This window comes from Limibacter armeniacum, assembly GCF_036880985.1.
Lineage (GTDB): Bacteria > Bacteroidota > Bacteroidia > Cytophagales > Flammeovirgaceae > Limibacter > Limibacter armeniacum.
In genome coordinates, this window is sequence record NZ_JBAJNO010000009.1 from 2,525,435 (window position 1) to 2,542,122 (window position 16,688).

Sequence of the window (16,688 nt, forward strand, 5' to 3'; positions counted from 1 at the left end):
TACTTTTCAGATAGGTAGGGGAATCAGTAGGGGAATAGTATCAGTTCATACTCATTGATTCCATTGGTTATCAGTATCAGGGTTACTAATTGGTTATTTCAGCTGCTTTATTCGCAAAATCCAAAGGAAAAGGTATTCACAAATAAAGCCTTTGTAAATATAAATTAAGAAATAAGTCTGAACTCTACTAACCCTCAACAAGACATAATGCTAGAAAAATTAAGTACAAAAAAAGAGTTTACTGACTGATCAACTCCAGCCAATAAACTCTTTATATATCACCGTCTCTGGTGTTATCCTTTTTATTTTACTTCTTTCTGTGTTTTCATGCCTTCACAATAACACTTCCTGCACCTTGCTTCATATACATCTGATTCACCTAACACCACCTGCTCACCTGAAGCATCAAAACGATAGGAAAACTGTGCAGGCTCTCCGCATTTCATACAAACCGCATGTAACTTGGTTACAAACTCAGCAACACTCATCAGCTGTGGCATTGGCTCAAAAGGTTGTCCCATAAAATCCATATCCAAGCCACAGACAATCACCCTAAGTCCATTATTTGCCAGCTCTGTACAGACTTCTACCAAATCGTTGTCAAAGAATTGTGCTTCATCAATTGCCACTACATCACACTCTGAAACGTGGTCATAAATCTCCTTGGCATTGTTGACAGGAACCGAAGTGACTGCATTTTTATTATGGGAAACCACATCTTTATCATCGTATCGTACATCAATAGATGGCTTAAAAATCAGGACCCGTTGTTTAGCTATCAAGGCTCTTGTTACTCTCCTGATCAACTCTTCTGTTTTACCAGAAAACATGGAGCCACAGACTACCTCTATCCATCCTGTATGAGTGGTGGATGGATTATTAAACCTCGGTTCTACAAACATGACTATTAGGTATTTAAAAATGGAAAAGCACAACTCTTGAAAGCCTTGGTGACTTTCGAAGAGGTGCAAAAGTAATGGATTAACTACAAAATTTGGGGACAGGTTAGGATTTTTTAAACCTTTCATCCTGTTTCTTTCAGAAATCGCTGATTTGCACATTTTGCCTAACTTTGCCTGATTTTAAATTCAGCGCCACCATGAAAGAAAAGTTACTAGTCGTTATCGTTGGTCCTACTGCTGTAGGAAAAACCACTCTCTGTGTTGATGTTGCCAAGCACTTTGAGACGGAAATTCTATACGCAGACTCAAGACAGTTTTTTAAAGAACTAGCCATTGGTACTGCCAAACCTACTCCAGAAGAAATGCAGGGAGTTCCACACCATTTTGTTGACTGCATGTCTGTAGCTGATGAATATAGCGCAGGGCAATTTGAGCGAGATGTCCTACAAAAATTAGATTCCCTTTTTCAAGAAAAAGACATCGCTATCCTGTCTGGAGGTTCGGGGCTATATGTACAAGCGGTATGTGAAGGAATGAATGACTTACCTCCAGTTGATTTTTCGATCAGGGATGCTGTTATCAACCAATATCAGGAAGAAGGCTTATCAGGTCTGCTAGAAGAACTCAAGGAAAAAGATCCTGCACACTACGATAGGGTTGACAGATCAAATACACAACGCATTATGCGGGCTGTGGAAGTAGTCCGTCAAACCGGAAAACCTTTTTCCTCATTTAGAGACTTGGAAAAAGCAGAAAGACCATTCCGTATCCTTAAAATAGGGCTAGACAGGGATAGGGAAGAATTGTATGATAGAATCAACCTAAGAATGGACTTGATGCTACAACAAGGCTTGATGAATGAGGTCAACAGTGTAATGCAATTCAGAGATAAAAATGCCTTACAAACCGTAGGATACAAAGAAGTTTTCGACTTTATGGATGGGCTATATGATGAGGAGGAGATGGTCAGACTGCTAAAAAGAAATAGCCGTAGATATGCCAAGAGACAATTAACTTGGTTCAGGAAAGACACGAACACTCATTGGTTTCATCCTGACGAGTTACCTCAAATTATAGAGCTCATCGAAGCTACCATATAACCAAAAAATACCCCTCCTGATGAATATGAAAATATTACAAGGAGGGGTATTATGGATAACTCTGACATTTAAGCTAAAATTCATATTGAGAACAAACATTAAGAATAAAAGCTTCCTTTCACATGTCAATTAATGCAATTTAGCCTTATTATCTGAAATACACAGATAACACAATTTGTCCTTTCCTCTTCCTCAACAGTTCATTGACTCACTTATTCTGTTTTCAAAACTGATTTTTTTGAGATATGCCCAATCAAATAAAATGAACAAAACATTTGTTCCCCTGTTTATTAACAAGTTAATTTGCTGAAATCATTAATATTGCTTAGAATTGAACAATTTCAACATAAAGTTTTGATTTAAGGGTCATTACCTCCATATAACTTACCTTTCAATTACGAAAACTTCATTGCAAATAATTACCTTATGCTGTTCAAAAAGGAAGTTTTGGCAATCGTACTACTAACTGCCATACTAGTGTCATCAATATTCATGGTAAAGAATCCAATGCTGCTTCAAAAGTTCTCTCATCACTTCCACCTTGATCATGGTGTAGATATTGAAGAGAAACAAGCTGGCAGTGGAGCTGAAGAAAGTACAGAACATAAATTTGGAAGTCTACACCTTTGGGGAAAAGCCTTTGGGTTAATTCCTTCTCTCAGATAATTCGGTAAATGCTATAAACACAAAAACGGAGCATTAACACTTCAGTTAATGCTCCGTTTTATGCTTTTCAATGTATTACTACAATACATTCTCGTTTAGTGCATAGTATTCACTTACCTCATCAAGGATTTGAATGATATCTTCTAGTGTCATCGCTTCTACCAGCCTTGTTCTGAAAGGCTTGAAGTTGATCATTCCCTTGAAGTATTGTGTATAATGACGGCGCATCTCAAAGATACCTTGACGGTCACCTTTCCATTCTACAGAGAACTTCACATGTCGAAGACAAGTATCAATACGCTCCTCCAATGTTGGTGCAGCCATGATTTCACCTGTTTCCATAAAATGTTTGATCTCTCTGAATATCCAAGGGTAACCAATGGCAGCCCTACCAATCATGATACCATCAATTCCATACTTATTTTTATATTCCAATGCCTTCTGAGGCGAATCGATGTCCCCATTTCCGAAAATAGGAATATGAATATCTGGATGGTTTTTCACTTCAGCGATATGTGACCAATCAGCCTCACCTTTATACATTTGCTGCCTTGTACGACCATGAATCGTAAGCGCTTGTATTCCCACGTCCTGAAGCCTTTTGGCTACTTCAAGGATTTGAATGCTATCATGGTCCCAACCCAAACGGGTTTTTACAGTTACTGGCAAATTGACTTGCTTGACAATTTCTTCTGTCATCTTCTGCATCTTCGGCAGATCTTTCAAAATACCAGCTCCTGCTCCTTTACAAGCTACTTTTTTTACAGGGCAACCGTAATTGATATCAATCAACTCTGGCTGTGCCTGTTCTGCAATTGCTGCTGCTTCTCTCATTGATTCGATCTTGTCTCCAAAGATCTGAATGCCTATTGGGCGCTCATAGTCGTATATATCAAGCTTCTGCACACTTTTAGCTGCATCACGGATTAGCCCTTCGGCAGAAATAAACTCCGTGTACATCATGTCTGCGCCGTTTTCTTTACAAACCGCTCTAAATGGAGGATCACTCACATCTTCCATCGGAGCCAACAGCAGGGGGAACTCACCTATTTCTAAATTTCCTATCTTTACCACTGGATAAAAGTATATTTGGATGCTGATAGCCTAAACAGCCATTCTAGTGGGTTTGAAGGTGTAACACTTCAAATTAAGCTTCAGCATCAGTGTTAAAATTTCACAACAACGATCATTATTTTTCCTTAACTGTATTTTTGCAGCCGCCAATAAGGCTGTAACAATCGGTAATGATCTAACGTCGGCACAAAATTACAACAAATGGAATACAAACATATTGATCAGCAGACACAAAACCCATTTTTACAACTTGTTAAGCTTGTGATTTACATAATTGGGGGTCTGTTTGTAGGACAGTTTCTCGCTTATGGAATGTTACTGCCTATTTATCAATTCGACTTCAACGCTGTAAATAACATGATTACAGCGCCTATGAGTTCCCCCGACGTCAGAATCCCTTACTTGATGCTGCAAGCCTGTATGAGTATATCCATGTTTGGGCTAGCTCCAATGGCATTCTGGCATTTTTCTGAAGAAAAGTCACTAGTCGACATCTGGACATTCAAAGAAAGCAACTGGCCAATATTATGTTTGCTTGGAGGTGCTATTGCTATTGCAGCTATGCCACTCGGTACTTATTTGGGAGCATGGAACCAATCTATGCACTTACCTGAATCACTATCCTTGGTAGAGGAATACATGCGTGAGACGGAGGACAGACTAGGGGAGTTGACCAAGTTTCTACTTGATTTTGAATCTACAGGGCAATTTCTTGTTGGGCTAATCGTCATTGCAGTGTTACCCGGATTATTGGAAGAACTACTCTTCAGGGGCATTCTGCAAAACATTTTACATCGTTATACACGCAATATTCATTGGGCAATATGGATATCAGCATTTGTTTTTGCTGCTATCCATTTTCAGTTTTATGGATTTCTTCCGAGAATGGTACTTGGTGCATTATTCGGATATTTATATTTTTGGTCAGGAAAATTAATAGTTCCAATTTTTGCGCATTTCCTAAATAATGCCTATACAGTAACCGCGTTCTACTTGAAAAAAGATTTGTTCACAGACCAAGTGGACTTCGAACAGGTTAGTACCCCGCCTGTATATGTATTGCTGATCTCTGTAATGGTTTTAGTAGCATTGCTATTTACCTTTTACAAAAGCACTGTCCGCAGTGAAGAACAGATCCATCAGCAGTGATAGAGAAAAGCACACGAAGAAAGATTTTTAATAATTTATAAACGCATTATAACCAATACAACACACACAGTTCATGAAATGGGCAAAGGTCTATAGCACCAAAGAAATCTATCAAGCTGAGATCGTCAAAGCTACTTTAGAAGAGAGAGGCGTCAATGCTGTAATTGTTGATAAAGTGGACTCTGCCTATAATGATTTTGGCCAACGCGAAGTGTATGTGGAAGAGAAGTACTTGGATAGGGCAATACTAATTATCAAACAGGATGTTGAATTTAAATAAATATTCCGAGCTGACGCAAAGAGTCGTTGCCGGACTCATTGGAGGACTGGTTATCGTAGCAGGGATCAGTTACAGTGTTTGGACTTACTTTTTTGTTTTTTTGGCAATCTGCATTTTCACGATGCAGGAGTTTTACAGACTACTCGGACTCGATGGAAACCTGCCATTAAAAACCTATGGCACACTACTAGGAACCATGCTCTTTGTGGTAACATTTCTTGTTGAAAAGGGAATATTTGACTTCTATTACATGTACTTGACTTTTGTAGGGTTCTCTACTGTTTACCTTGTCAAGCTTTACAAAAAAGACGATAAGAAACCATTTATCAATATTGCGCTTACATTTTTAGGAATAGCCTACGTTGCACTCCCAATCTCATTGATAAACGCTGCCAGCTTTTTTGAGAATGAATACCATTTTGAGATACCTCTCGGTCTAATCTGTATTCTTTGGGCCAGTGATACAGGGGCATACTTCTCAGGAAAAACATTTGGTAAACGAAAGCTTTTTGAACGTGTTTCTCCTAAGAAAACATGGGAAGGAAGTATCGGAGGAACTATTCTGGCTGTAATTGTCAGCCTTGTGTTTGCCCAATTCTTTGATACGCTGGCTACTTGGATGTGGGTAATCTTTGCATTAATTATCGTTATTATGGGTACTTATGGTGACCTTGTTGAGTCTCTTTTCAAACGTAGTATCCATATCAAGGATTCAGGCAGAAGTATTCCTGGTCACGGTGGTTTCCTTGACCGATTTGATGGGTTACTACTTGCAGCTCCTTTTATCGCTGCCTTCCTGCACCTGTTTCCGCTAACTAGGTAACACCTAACAAATCCCCAATATATAATACCCGAGATCAGTAAATGGTCTCGGGTATTTTTTTGTCTTTTACAATGTACTACCACTATGATGATTTATGTCATATAGCCTAAAAAGACCCTAAAACTGAAGTGGTTATGCTTTATATTTGTATAAGAGGCAATGGCTTAACTTCCTCTCATTCTATTATAATGAATAGACAAAATTTCAGTCAGACACAAAAGCTATTCCTGCTTTCTATATTTGCGATGTCCTTATATGTGATCCTCTCACGGACACTACCCTTTCTAATTGATACATACCCTACAGACATTGTAAAAAAATGGGTAAAAATAGGGACTGGGTGTCTGTTTGTCCTGTTTGCGGTTTTGCTTTACCTAAAGAAAAGTAACCGTACATAAATATAAGGCAATCCAGAATTACAGATTATTCAGATGGCAATCAGTTTCAATCTGAATTATTTTCTACTAACCCGAACTAACTATGAATTTGGATGTCGAAATCCTGGCGAGGATCCAATTTGCCTTCACAATAATGTTCCATTACATCTTCCCACCTTTTACGATGGGGACAGGGTTTATCCTTGTAATCATGGAAGGCTTATACCTCAAAACCGGTAACAAGGCATTTGAAGTAGCTGCTAAATTTTGGACAAAGATATTTGCAGCCAACTTCTCCATCGGAGTTGCTACCGGTATTGTGATGGAGTTTGAGTTTGGAACCAACTGGGCGACTTACTCCCGTTATGTTGGAGATATTTTTGGCTCTCCTCTTGCTGCTGAAGGTATTTTCGCCTTTTTCTTGGAGTCTGGCTTTTTAGCATTACTGTTGTTTGGTTGGAACAGGGTCACTCCACGTGTTCACTTCCTCGCTACTTGTATGGTCTCATTAGGATCTCTTATGTCTGGGTTCTGGATAGTTGTAGCCAACTCATGGATGCAAACACCAACTGCTTACGAAATCGTGGGAGAGGGCATACAAGCAAGAGCTGTTATCACAGATTTCTGGGCAATGGTTTTTAACCCTTCTATGATGATCCGATATACTCATACCATTATTGGAGCCTTTATACAATCTGGCTTTCTGGTTATGAGTGTTTCTGCTTATTACCTGATCAAGAAGCGCCATAAGTCAGTTGCCAAACGGTCTTTCAAAATTGGTTTGTATGTCGCTTTCTTTGCATCTCTTATTCAGCCCATTCTTGGACACGAACACGCTAAGGTGGTCGCTGAATACCAACCAACAAAACTTGCAGCATTTGAAGGGCTATATGAAACCACTGAAAGTGCTCCACTTTATATACTCGGCTTTACAGATCCTGAAGATGAAAAAACATATGGTATCGCCATTCCTGGAATGTTGAGTTTCCTAATCTCCGGCAGCACCGAACATAGTGTCAAAGGTCTGAAGGAATTTCCTAAAGAAGACTGGCCTGGCAGTATCGGATTGGTCTTTCAGTCATATCACTTGATGGTCGGCCTAGGAACACTTTTCATCCTTATGACGGCTATCGGTGTACTACTCAACAGGCAACGTAAGCTATTTGAGAACACGCTCGTCCTTAGGATATTTTCTTGGGCTGTTTTTTTACCAGTGCTTGCCAATCAGGCAGGATGGGTCTCCGCTGAAGTCGGTAGGCAACCCTGGATAGTATATGGTATGCTGCGTACCAATGAAGCTATTTCCAAATCTGTTACAGGAGAGGAAGTGCTCACCTCTATAATTCTTTTCTTCATACTTTATGTGCTACTATTCTTTACTTGGCTTTACATTCTTGATAAAGAAATCAAACATGGTCCTGATGATCATGACCCTGAACACTTTGAAAGCGGTTATCTGCATCGGGCTGAAAAAGCTCAAAACATTGGTAAAGCTATCAAAGGTAAAGGTGAGTAATAGTAGCACTTTCTATTGATTAGAAATGATGAACCTTATGCAATTATGGATTACAATGTAATATGGTATTTTCTAGTAGGGGTACTACTGATCGGTTATGCAATACTTGATGGTTTTGATCTAGGAGTAGGTGCTTTGCACTTATTTTCGAAAGGTGATCATGACAGGCGTATCCTTATGAATTCAATCGGTCCCGTTTGGGATGGTAACGAGGTTTGGCTAATTACAGCGGGAGGGGCTCTTTTTGCTGCATTTCCACATGTTTATGCTACTGCCTTCTCTGGGTTTTACCTACCATTTTTCCTCTTGTTGATGGCTTTGATTTTTAGAGCTGTAGCAATGGAGTTTCGATCCAAGGAAAAAAGTACCGTCTGGCGGTCTACTTGGGACAAGGTATTTTCAATAGGATCTATTTTAGCCTCTATTCTTTTTGGAGTGGCGATTGGTAATATTATACTGGGAATGAAAATAGGTTCAGATATGGAGTACAAAGGAACATTGTTGGACCAACTCAACCTTTATGCTATAATGACAGGTATTTTTGCCTTAAGTATGTTCACCATGCATGGTGCCAATTATTTACTGATCAAAACAGAAGGAGCTTTACAAAGACAGGTTCGTAAATGGGCTTTCAATGCATTTTGGGTGTTTGTTGTATTGTATGTTGTGGTAACTGCTTTTACACTATTAGCAAAACCGGAAATGGTTGCCAATTTCTCATTCGGAAATGTACAAGCTGTTGGGGTAAAACATCCGCTTATTTCTGAACATGAATACATCCTTTCTGTATTTACATGGGGCATTGCCATCCTTAACTTTTTGGCGGTGCTTAACATTCACCGGTCATTGTCCAAGAACAACTACGGATGGGCCTTTATCTCTTCTTCTTTGTCCATTGGGGCATTTATCGCCCTTTTTGCGATGGGCATTTTCCCTAACATGATGGTATCAAACCTTGACCCTAATTACAGTCTTGATATCTATAATGCCGCCTCTTCTCAAAAAACGCTTCGAATCATGTTTTACTTAGCTATTGTAGGAGTGCCTTTTGTACTGTCTTATACCATATCCATTTATTGGGTATTCAGAGGAAAAACCAAAATAGACGAACATAGCTATTAAGTAAAAAGGCTGCTTTAAATCTAGATTCAAAGCAGCCTTTTTAATTTCTAATAACCTACCACCTGTACATCAGCCCCACCTAGCTTAACACTCAAGTAGTCAGCCAATCGTTTCTCCATCTTCTTCTTATCTGAATAGCGTCCCAACTTCTTGCTATCCCATCTGATCACTGCCATATACTTCATTCTTGCCCCTTCATCTCCAAAACTGGTATGGTGAGCCTTTGCCACTGAAAGCTCTTTCAGTTCAGGATAAAAAGCCTTTAGTTCTTTTTCTACAGCACCAAAAGGAATAGAATCATTGACAATTGTAAGTAACTCGCTTTTGAGACTGTCAATCTGAGCCCCATCACTTTTAATTACTTGCATCAGCTCTGATCGCTCCTCTTCTTGTAACTTCGTCAGCTCACCCAATTTGGCATGTAACGCAGTTATATTATTCTTGATCATTTCTTTTTCCTTGTCAGGTGGAGCCTCTGTAGAAGTCAGGCTCAATGCCATCGAGTCAGGCATATCATACCACCCTAAAAGAATTTGACTCTTAAATGCTTCCTTGATCTTCCCTTCCAATACCTTGACAGAATCATCTCCAATAGACTGACCAAAATAATACACCCTCAAGGTTGCAATTGAATCATTTGCTGTATAGTTCCATTGCGCTCCCTTATCAACATCTTCATGTATATTTTTTGAGATAAAATCCCTTACCGTATTGTGCCTTGTGATATTACGAAGACTCTCCAACAGGAAAATAATACTAGGAATAAGCAAAAGCAGCAAGAATGCATATACCAGTGTCTTTGTTCTTTGAGCTTTTGCAGGATCAGTTTCACCTACCTTTGGGAACTTCAGTAACGTAACAATCAGGTAAGTGGATACACTGATCAATACTGCATTGATAAAAAACAGATAAAAAGCACCAGCAAATACTTCTGCCTGTCCTGTAGCCAAACCGAAACCTGCTGTACAAAGCGGAGGCATCAAAGCAGTTGCAATTGCTACACCTGGAACAGCATTCGTTTTCTCTGTACGAGAACCTGCAATGATCCCTGCCAAACCACCAAAAAATGCCACAAATGCATCCAAAATAGTTGGACTCACTCGTGCTTTCATTTCGTCTGTATATTCACCCAAAGGAGACAGTTGAAAATAGACGTAACTCACAAAAAGGCTCAAAAAGGTTGCTGCCATAAAATTCCGGAGTGATTTCCCCAACATTTCACGGTCATTGATACCTACTGAAAGTCCAATTCCCAAAATTGGAGACATTAGGGGAGACACCAACATGGCACCAATAATTACCGCTGGAGAATCTGTATCCAAACCTATACAGGCTATAAAAACGGAACATATTAGCATCCAAAGGTGAGAGCCACTTAACACTACTCCACTCTGTATCCCTTGTATAGTTCCTTCTACATCTGTGTCTGAAGCCAAATGAGTTATACGGAAAACAAACCTGCGAAGAAAGACTTGAATTTTACGTCCTTCCATCTCAAGGAAATCTTTATCCTTTGTTTCTTTTTCAGTGTTGTTCATCTAATTAATGAGCGTACTAATAAGTATAAATGAAAAAGGTTTTTGTGGTATTTTGAACCGAAAAAACATTACTAAAACCAAAATAGTCGGCAATACCTTTCAAAACCATCGTTAATGTATTATAATTTTTAATTTTTGAACTATTTTTATATCTCATATGAGATTTTTTTTTGCTTTCCAGCTATAAGCCTAACCCAATAGAAGAAATTTATCAAGTGTTAGTGCGTTATTTTAAGAAGTAGTATTACGATCAATTTATCTAAAGACTAAATATGCGGTTTCTTATTGTTTCTGTTTGCTTCATGGCTTTACTCTGCAAAATGGCTTCTCCTGCCGTAGCTCAGGATGCTTTAGTGCATTATGTGAGTGCAGAAAAACTCCGAGAATCCAAGAGGATTTTGGAAGCTATTGATGAATACAACGAAGCGATAAAGCTTGATCCTAACAATTTTAAGTTTCATTTCCAAAAAGCCATGTGCCACCTTATGATCAAGCAGGAAGAGCACGCACTTAGAGCTTTTACTGAAGTTCTCAGGCTTGAAAAAGGAAATATAGAAACTCATAAACGAATGGCTTGGCTTTATCAACGCAAAGAGCAGTTTGAAAAAGCCATCTATCATTTTGATCAATTCTATCAACACTCCGATAACACTGATGACCGTGTCATGAGTAAAATCACGATCATCAAAATCCTATATAAAACTGGTAAGTTTGATCAAGCAGAAAAGCACATTCAAGATGCTTTAAGTATCAAGCCGCATGATATTGTTGCACTATACTATGCAGGCAAGTACTACAACAGTCATGGACAATACCAGAAATCTAAAGAGTATATCACAAAGGCATTAGATATTATCAAAAGTGAGTCGATTCCTACCACAGCTCCTTACTACTATGAGCTGTGCTATGCTTATTACCATTTGCAGGAATACGATACACTGAACAATGTATTGCCGAAGGCAAACCATGGCCCTTATAAAAAGGAAGTAGTCAAACTTACTTCTGATTATAAGTATACCATTGCAAAGTGCTATTATGAGATCTATGAATTTCAGAAAGCCCGTGACTTACTCAATGAAGCAATCCTGCAAGACAACACCAATACAAAGGTTTTTGACCTTCAGGTAAAGATTGCAGAAGCAACAGCAGATAAATCAACCTTAATCGCACACTCAAAGGGGCTTCTTGAGACAGAAACTGATCCTATCAGAAGAGGTAGAGCACTTAATGAAATTGCACAACTGTACCTTTCCCAACAAAACTTTGATGCAAGTATTCAAGCTGCATCAGAGTGTTTGGAAATCAATAAGGGAGATTATGTAGTACAATACATCAAGGCTATAGCACTTCATAAGAAAGGGATGGAACAGGAAGCGATGGATGAATTGATTAAACTATTGAAATTTAATGGTCTTGACATATCTTCTAAAGCAAAGTATAACTTTACATTAGGAATGATCAGTATGGGGATGGGAGATCAAGTAACAGCCAAGAGAGCTTTCACGAGCGCCAAACTGGATAACAACTACAGGTTTGCTGCTATTGACATGATGGAAAGTATGATACAAGATCAGCAATAGTATAGCAATACTTCTAAAAAAAGGGATGTTTGTCTGAGCAAACATCCCTTTTTTTATAGCTACCTAATTAAGCCTAACCAAAAAACATATAGGCAATTAAGATAGCTGCAATTACTCCCACTGCATCCGCAAAAAGACCACAGGTAATCGCATACCTTGTATGCTTGACATTAACTGCTCCGAAGTATACGGCAATAATGTAGAGTGTTGTATCTGTAGCACCTTGCATTGTACTCACCAATCGGCCAATAAATGAGTCTGCACCATAAGTATTCATGGCGTCAATCATCAATCCTCTTGCACCACTACCACTTAGCGGTTTCATCAATGCCACTGGCAATGCTTCAATAAACTCACCATTCCATCCTGCCCAGTTAAATGCTGTATGCAAGCCGTCCATAACGATATCTAATGCACCTGAAGCACGGAAAATCCCAATAGATATCAACATGGCGACCAAGTATGGGATAATCTGTACAGCAGTACTGAACCCATCTTTTGCGCCATCAATAAACGCATCATAGGCATTGATCCTTCGATACAATGCCAACCCTACAAAAAATACGATTACACTGAACAGAATAATATTACTGACCATGGAGGATACAGTCTTTACCTGTTCACTGTCCATATTACTGAACAAGTAGATGACACCTGCAATAAACGCGACAATCAATCCAAGGTAAAGCATGATGACCTTATCAAATAAATTGATTCGTTGGTATACGGCGATAATCATAAGTCCAGCCAAGGTAGAGGCTAAAGTTGCCAGCATAATTGGTATAAAGACGTCAGCGGGCTGAGCAGCTCCCATCTGTGCCCTGTACATCAGCACTGTGATTGGTATCAATGTTAACCCTGAGGTATTCAACACCAAAAACATGATCATGGAATTAGAAGCGGTATCTTTATTTGGGTTGGTCGCCTGCATCTCTTTCATAGCTTTAAGCCCCAAAGGTGTTGCTGCATTATCCAGCCCCAACATGTTAGCAGAGAAGTTCATCAGGATGGGCGTCATGGCTGGGTGATTTTCACCTAGATCTGGAAAGATCCTTTTGAAAAATGGACCCACGACTTTAGACATCACTTTTACTATACCTGCCTCTTCACCTATTTTCATCAATCCCATCCATAAGGTAATCGTTCCTGTCAGGCCAATGGATATCTTAAATGCCGTTTCTGACATATCAAATGTGGAGTCAACAATGGCTGTAAACACCTGCTGGTCTCCCCAAAATATTGTTTTGACTAGTGCAACAAGAAATGCAATCAAGATAAATGCAGTCCAAATGTAATTCAATACCATAGGTTAATCCTGTTTCGTTCGTTCTTCAATTCTCTTCCGTGATCAGATAGATAGGCTACTTAAAGGAGGTAGTAATAGATTTGCACTCTGACCATTCTATAAATATCGGTAAATCAATCTGCTGATCTACATTATTAACAATTTTTTCAATGAAAATCACAAAACCTCATTCTATCATTCCCTAAACAAAAAAACGCCAAGCTCAATTTGATAAGCCTGGCGTCTGTTCGGATATATTATCACTTATTCCATTGGAAGTGCCTCCACACTTCTGGAAACTGCATTTTTCTTTGCTATGCTATTGGTTTTGTGTAACCGTGCTTCCTCCAAAGAGGTAAACTCTCCTTGAAACACTTCTAAGTTCACCTGAAAAACACTCTTGGGATAATACTTACTTAGCGAATGTTCAAACTTTTGAAGAATCGCATATTTTTCCTTTGCCCAAGAGGCTTTTGATACTTTTACAATTGGTGAGAAAATATGGGTGTTCCCAGTCACACAATTGCGTTGCGTTACAACAAGGTAAGTAAAGACCTCCATGTTTGCCTCTTCAGATTTAGGCTTACCCTCATGAGCAGAAGATTCGATCGAAAGTAGCAATCCACTACAAAGTAATAACAGCAGTGATATTACTCTAAAAAGTTTTTTTACTAACATAAGTTACAAAAGTTGGCTATTAAGATTGTTGTTAGTTGTAAGGACGTTTTCAGTTCCGACGAAAATAAATAAAATACAGTTAAATTTAAAAGTGTTAACGTAATTAAAATTAAAAAATTTAATAATCATTTTCACAGAGTTAACAAAACAATACATTTTCATTTACTCTCAATTCAGTTATAAATTCTGTTTTAAGAATATTGATCAAGAACCATTCAAGTTCCATTGTTGACGCTACTTCAAACAGAACAAATAACTCACCACGACTTCAGATTGCAAATATTATTCCTTTACAATTTCATATTGCAATAAAGCGAAGTTGATCCCATTCCTAATTATAAAGGTTTACTTTTTGTTAACATCAATATGGATAGGTATTTTGATAATGAGTACCTTTCATCAATTTTTTTTGACATACTGTATCTGTATGCTGAAATACTAAAACGACTCATCAATACATGAATAAATCTGTATTATCCCTAACCATCATAATGGGGCTATCTGGCTTTTTCTCTGCTCAAGCCCAATACCGAAACAGCAAGGTAAAACATCGACATTTTGAGTTTGGTGTACACGCTGCTATCGTAAAAAATCAGGATAAGGCCACATCACCCCTGATGTACAAAGGCCCTGGATTCGGACTTCAAACCGGCTTTACAAGCTACCGGTCCAAAGCCATAAACCACTTCTATGGCCAGTACACATTAGGTTTGATGGAACCAGTCACAGGAAATGAGCTTTCTGATGCACAAGCTATTTCCAATCAAATAAATTTCGGGTACAGGCATTTAAGGCATATACTTGGGCGCAATGAGGAAAAGCTCAGATGGTGGGCGGGTGGCAATGCTTCCGTCTTTGGAAACCTTCGATACAATACCTTATTCAGTAATAGTGCTTTCAGTTATGAACTATACCCTAATTTAGGACTCAGTTCACGCCTAGAGTATGACCTTTTTAAAACTGACCGCCACGTTATCTCAGGGTATCACCTCTTAGACGTTCCTTTACTGGGGTATGCTTTTAAAACTTTTTATGCGACAACACTAGATGTAAGTTCTCTTTATGGGAATTTTGCTGGTATAGGTACTTTTCCAAAAGTCGACAGCGAAATAGGACTTACGTATAGCCTATTCAATGGCAATAAATTAGGCATTGCTTACCTATGGAATTATTACAGTTACAACAGTCTGAACGTTGTTAAGAATGCCTCGCATGGATTTAAATTCTCCATCCTTTTCCAATACTAAACTTCAGTACCATTTATTCAGCAATTGAATACCATGAAAAAAATCATTCTTGCCACACTGTTTCTGATAAGCTGCCTTTCTTTTGTTTCCTGTGAAAATCTTTTCATGGAACCTAGCCCTTCTGAAGACCCACAAGCTGTTTTCAATAGTATGTGGGAGACTGTCAGGGATAAGTATTCTTTTTTCGAATATAAAAACATCGACTGGGAATCTATTCGTGCAGAATATGAATCTCGTATATCCCCTGAAATGTCGGATGAAGATCTTTTTTATGTATTGGCTGATATGCTTAACGAACTTAGGGATGGACATGTCAACATTAGGTCTAGATTCGATGTTAGTGTTTATAAAGGCATCAATAGGGTAGAAGGTGAGGACAGTCTCTTCACTGAGTTTATTCCAGATTTTTATGATGGAGATATTCTGGAGGAACGATACTTTATCAAGCTTGATGACAATGATGAGGAAATCAGAATTGCCAACGGATTTTCCAACAAGATTTTCTCAAGGGTTAATCTACAAGGAGGACTATCCAAAATTGGCTATATCCGTTATTCAAGTTTTGTCAATACAATCAACAAAGAAGCATTGGATAATACGCTAAAGAGATTTGAAGACGCAGGAGTTGTTGGACTTATACTGGATATGCGTGAAAATGGAGGAGGCTCTCTCACCAATGCATTCCGTTTGAGTAGTCGCCTAATCAACGTTGACGAAAGTACTGTACTTGAGACAGTCTACAAGGATGGTCCTGCAATAGACAGTTTTACAGCACCCGCTGCATACTCTGTCAAAAAAGAGGGGCCAATACAATTTACAAAGCCTGTTGCCTTACTGATCAACAGAAACTCATTTAGTGCTACATCCTACTTTGCTGCCATTATGCGTGCCCCAGGTTTTGAACATGTACGCAGTTTTGGCAACAACACTGGCGGGGGAGGAGGCTTACCTTCCGACTTTCAATTACCAAATGGCTGGTATTACAGGTTTTCGACAACCAGAACATACACCCCATTTATTGGCACAGACCAAATCTATATAGGCGAAAACCAATTTAAAGGAGCTAATGGGAGTGAGCTAGTACATCCTGAAAACAGATTTGATTTTGAAGCGGGTGTTCCAGTCGAATTTCCAATCAGCAATGAGCGCTTTGAAGCTGCTCAAGACATACAACGTGACTACCTGATGGAGGCTACTATGCGACTGATTATCCAGAATCAGGAACAATGGAACCAGATAAGCCCAGGTCAACTGATTGACTTTGAACTTTGATCTCATATTCCTCTAAACTGTATTTAAATCAAACTCAATTTTAAGGTACATTTGAATCAACTGCTAATAATTCATCTGT

The 16,688-nt window shown here is 38.8% G+C and carries 16 protein-coding genes; 11 read left to right on the top strand and 5 right to left on the bottom strand.

The features are described 5' to 3' along the window. Positions 1-302 precede the first annotated feature (302 nt). Complete coding sequence (locus V6R21_RS28315) at positions 303-902, bottom strand: thymidine kinase (protein ID WP_334246864.1); 600 nt, start codon at positions 900-902, stop codon at positions 303-305. Between the two features lie 197 nt (positions 903-1,099). Between V6R21_RS28315 and miaA the strand changes: the two genes are divergently transcribed. Together miaA and V6R21_RS28325 are read left to right on the top strand one after the other, a co-directional pair. Beyond that, positions 1,100-2,002 (top strand): tRNA (adenosine(37)-N6)-dimethylallyltransferase MiaA, encoded by a 903-nt coding sequence (gene miaA, locus V6R21_RS28320; RefSeq protein WP_334246865.1) that lies wholly within the window; start codon positions 1,100-1,102, stop codon positions 2,000-2,002. 426 nt (positions 2,003-2,428) lie between these two features. Then, positions 2,429-2,668: a hypothetical protein gene (locus V6R21_RS28325; RefSeq protein ID WP_334246866.1), complete on the top strand. Its 240-nt coding sequence runs from the start codon at positions 2,429-2,431 to the stop codon at positions 2,666-2,668. Between the two features lie 78 nt (positions 2,669-2,746). On the opposite strand, the gene dusB is transcribed toward V6R21_RS28325, so the two are convergent. Then, positions 2,747-3,742 carry a tRNA dihydrouridine synthase DusB gene (gene dusB, locus V6R21_RS28330; protein WP_334246867.1) on the bottom strand — a complete coding sequence of 332 codons (996 nt, stop codon included), beginning with the start codon at positions 3,740-3,742 and terminating at the stop codon, positions 2,747-2,749. A gap of 201 nt (positions 3,743-3,943) precedes the next feature. Between dusB and V6R21_RS28335 the strand changes: the two genes are divergently transcribed. The 6 genes from V6R21_RS28335 to cydB all read left to right on the top strand — a co-directional run bounded on the left by V6R21_RS28335 (position 3,944) and on the right by cydB (position 9,009). Then, entirely contained in the window at positions 3,944-4,891 is a 948-nt protein-coding gene (locus tag V6R21_RS28335; protein ID WP_334246868.1) for a CPBP family intramembrane glutamic endopeptidase, read from the top strand. 73 nt (positions 4,892-4,964) lie between these two features. Beyond that, positions 4,965-5,171: a putative signal transducing protein gene (locus tag V6R21_RS28340; protein WP_334246869.1), complete on the top strand. Its 207-nt coding sequence runs from the start codon at positions 4,965-4,967 to the stop codon at positions 5,169-5,171. Continuing rightward, complete coding sequence (locus V6R21_RS28345) at positions 5,155-5,994, top strand: phosphatidate cytidylyltransferase (RefSeq protein ID WP_334246870.1); 840 nt, start codon at positions 5,155-5,157, stop codon at positions 5,992-5,994. The genes V6R21_RS28340 and V6R21_RS28345 overlap by 17 nt, the downstream gene beginning before the upstream one ends. A 295-nt stretch (positions 5,995-6,289) precedes the next feature. After that, entirely contained in the window at positions 6,290-6,382 is a 93-nt protein-coding gene (locus V6R21_RS32440) for a DUF2180 family protein (protein WP_408613146.1), read from the top strand. Positions 6,383-6,474: 92 nt separating this feature from the next. Beyond that, positions 6,475-7,887 (top strand): cytochrome ubiquinol oxidase subunit I, encoded by a 1,413-nt coding sequence (locus V6R21_RS28350; RefSeq protein ID WP_334246871.1) that lies wholly within the window; start codon positions 6,475-6,477, stop codon positions 7,885-7,887. Between the two features lie 45 nt (positions 7,888-7,932). Continuing rightward, positions 7,933-9,009, top strand: a complete 1,077-nt coding sequence (gene cydB / locus V6R21_RS28355) for a cytochrome d ubiquinol oxidase subunit II (protein ID WP_334246872.1) — start codon at positions 7,933-7,935, stop codon at positions 9,007-9,009. 47 nt (positions 9,010-9,056) lie between these two features. On the opposite strand, the gene V6R21_RS28360 is transcribed toward cydB, so the two are convergent. Further along, complete coding sequence (locus V6R21_RS28360) at positions 9,057-10,547, bottom strand: TIGR00341 family protein (RefSeq protein WP_334246873.1); 1,491 nt, start codon at positions 10,545-10,547, stop codon at positions 9,057-9,059. A 272-nt stretch (positions 10,548-10,819) separates the two neighbouring features. On the opposite strand from V6R21_RS28360, the gene V6R21_RS28365 reads away from it, so the two are divergent. Further along, the gene (locus tag V6R21_RS28365; RefSeq protein WP_334246874.1) at positions 10,820-12,127 is read left to right on the top strand and encodes a tetratricopeptide repeat protein; all 1,308 of its coding nucleotides are present in this window, start codon (positions 10,820-10,822) and stop codon (positions 12,125-12,127) included. A 73-nt stretch (positions 12,128-12,200) separates the two neighbouring features. Here V6R21_RS28365 and V6R21_RS28370 read toward each other — a convergent pair whose 3' ends face one another. Both V6R21_RS28370 and V6R21_RS28375 read right to left on the bottom strand, forming a co-directional pair. Beyond that, positions 12,201-13,433: a nucleoside recognition domain-containing protein gene (locus tag V6R21_RS28370; RefSeq protein ID WP_334246875.1), complete on the bottom strand. Its 1,233-nt coding sequence runs from the start codon at positions 13,431-13,433 to the stop codon at positions 12,201-12,203. A 243-nt stretch (positions 13,434-13,676) separates the two neighbouring features. Further along, on the bottom strand, positions 13,677-14,090 hold the full coding sequence (locus tag V6R21_RS28375) for a hypothetical protein (protein ID WP_334246876.1): 414 nt from the start codon (positions 14,088-14,090) through the stop codon (positions 13,677-13,679). Positions 14,091-14,548: 458 nt separating this feature from the next. On the opposite strand from V6R21_RS28375, the gene V6R21_RS28380 reads away from it, so the two are divergent. Beyond that, entirely contained in the window at positions 14,549-15,337 is a 789-nt protein-coding gene (locus V6R21_RS28380) for a hypothetical protein (protein ID WP_334246877.1), read from the top strand. Positions 15,338-15,370: 33 nt separating this feature from the next. Continuing rightward, entirely contained in the window at positions 15,371-16,609 is a 1,239-nt protein-coding gene (locus tag V6R21_RS28385) for a S41 family peptidase (RefSeq protein WP_334246878.1), read from the top strand. The last annotated feature ends 79 nt before the right edge of the window (positions 16,610-16,688 follow it).

Coding starts and splice junctions, on each gene's coding strand:
- V6R21_RS28315 (WP_334246864.1), bottom strand. CDS start 902: ATGTTTGTAGAACCGAGGTTTAATAATCCATCCACCACTCATACAGGA.
- miaA (WP_334246865.1), top strand. CDS start 1,100: ATGAAAGAAAAGTTACTAGTCGTTATCGTTGGTCCTACTGCTGTAGGA.
- V6R21_RS28325 (WP_334246866.1), top strand. CDS start 2,429: ATGCTGTTCAAAAAGGAAGTTTTGGCAATCGTACTACTAACTGCCATA.
- V6R21_RS28335 (WP_334246868.1), top strand. CDS start 3,944: ATGGAATACAAACATATTGATCAGCAGACACAAAACCCATTTTTACAA.
- V6R21_RS28340 (WP_334246869.1), top strand. CDS start 4,965: ATGAAATGGGCAAAGGTCTATAGCACCAAAGAAATCTATCAAGCTGAG.
- V6R21_RS28345 (WP_334246870.1), top strand. CDS start 5,155: ATGTTGAATTTAAATAAATATTCCGAGCTGACGCAAAGAGTCGTTGCC.
- V6R21_RS28350 (WP_334246871.1), top strand. CDS start 6,475: ATGAATTTGGATGTCGAAATCCTGGCGAGGATCCAATTTGCCTTCACA.
- cydB (WP_334246872.1), top strand. CDS start 7,933: ATGGATTACAATGTAATATGGTATTTTCTAGTAGGGGTACTACTGATC.
- V6R21_RS28360 (WP_334246873.1), bottom strand. CDS start 10,547: ATGAACAACACTGAAAAAGAAACAAAGGATAAAGATTTCCTTGAGATG.
- V6R21_RS28365 (WP_334246874.1), top strand. CDS start 10,820: ATGCGGTTTCTTATTGTTTCTGTTTGCTTCATGGCTTTACTCTGCAAA.
- V6R21_RS28370 (WP_334246875.1), bottom strand. CDS start 13,433: ATGGTATTGAATTACATTTGGACTGCATTTATCTTGATTGCATTTCTT.
- V6R21_RS28375 (WP_334246876.1), bottom strand. CDS start 14,090: ATGTTAGTAAAAAAACTTTTTAGAGTAATATCACTGCTGTTATTACTT.
- V6R21_RS28380 (WP_334246877.1), top strand. CDS start 14,549: ATGAATAAATCTGTATTATCCCTAACCATCATAATGGGGCTATCTGGC.
- V6R21_RS28385 (WP_334246878.1), top strand. CDS start 15,371: ATGAAAAAAATCATTCTTGCCACACTGTTTCTGATAAGCTGCCTTTCT.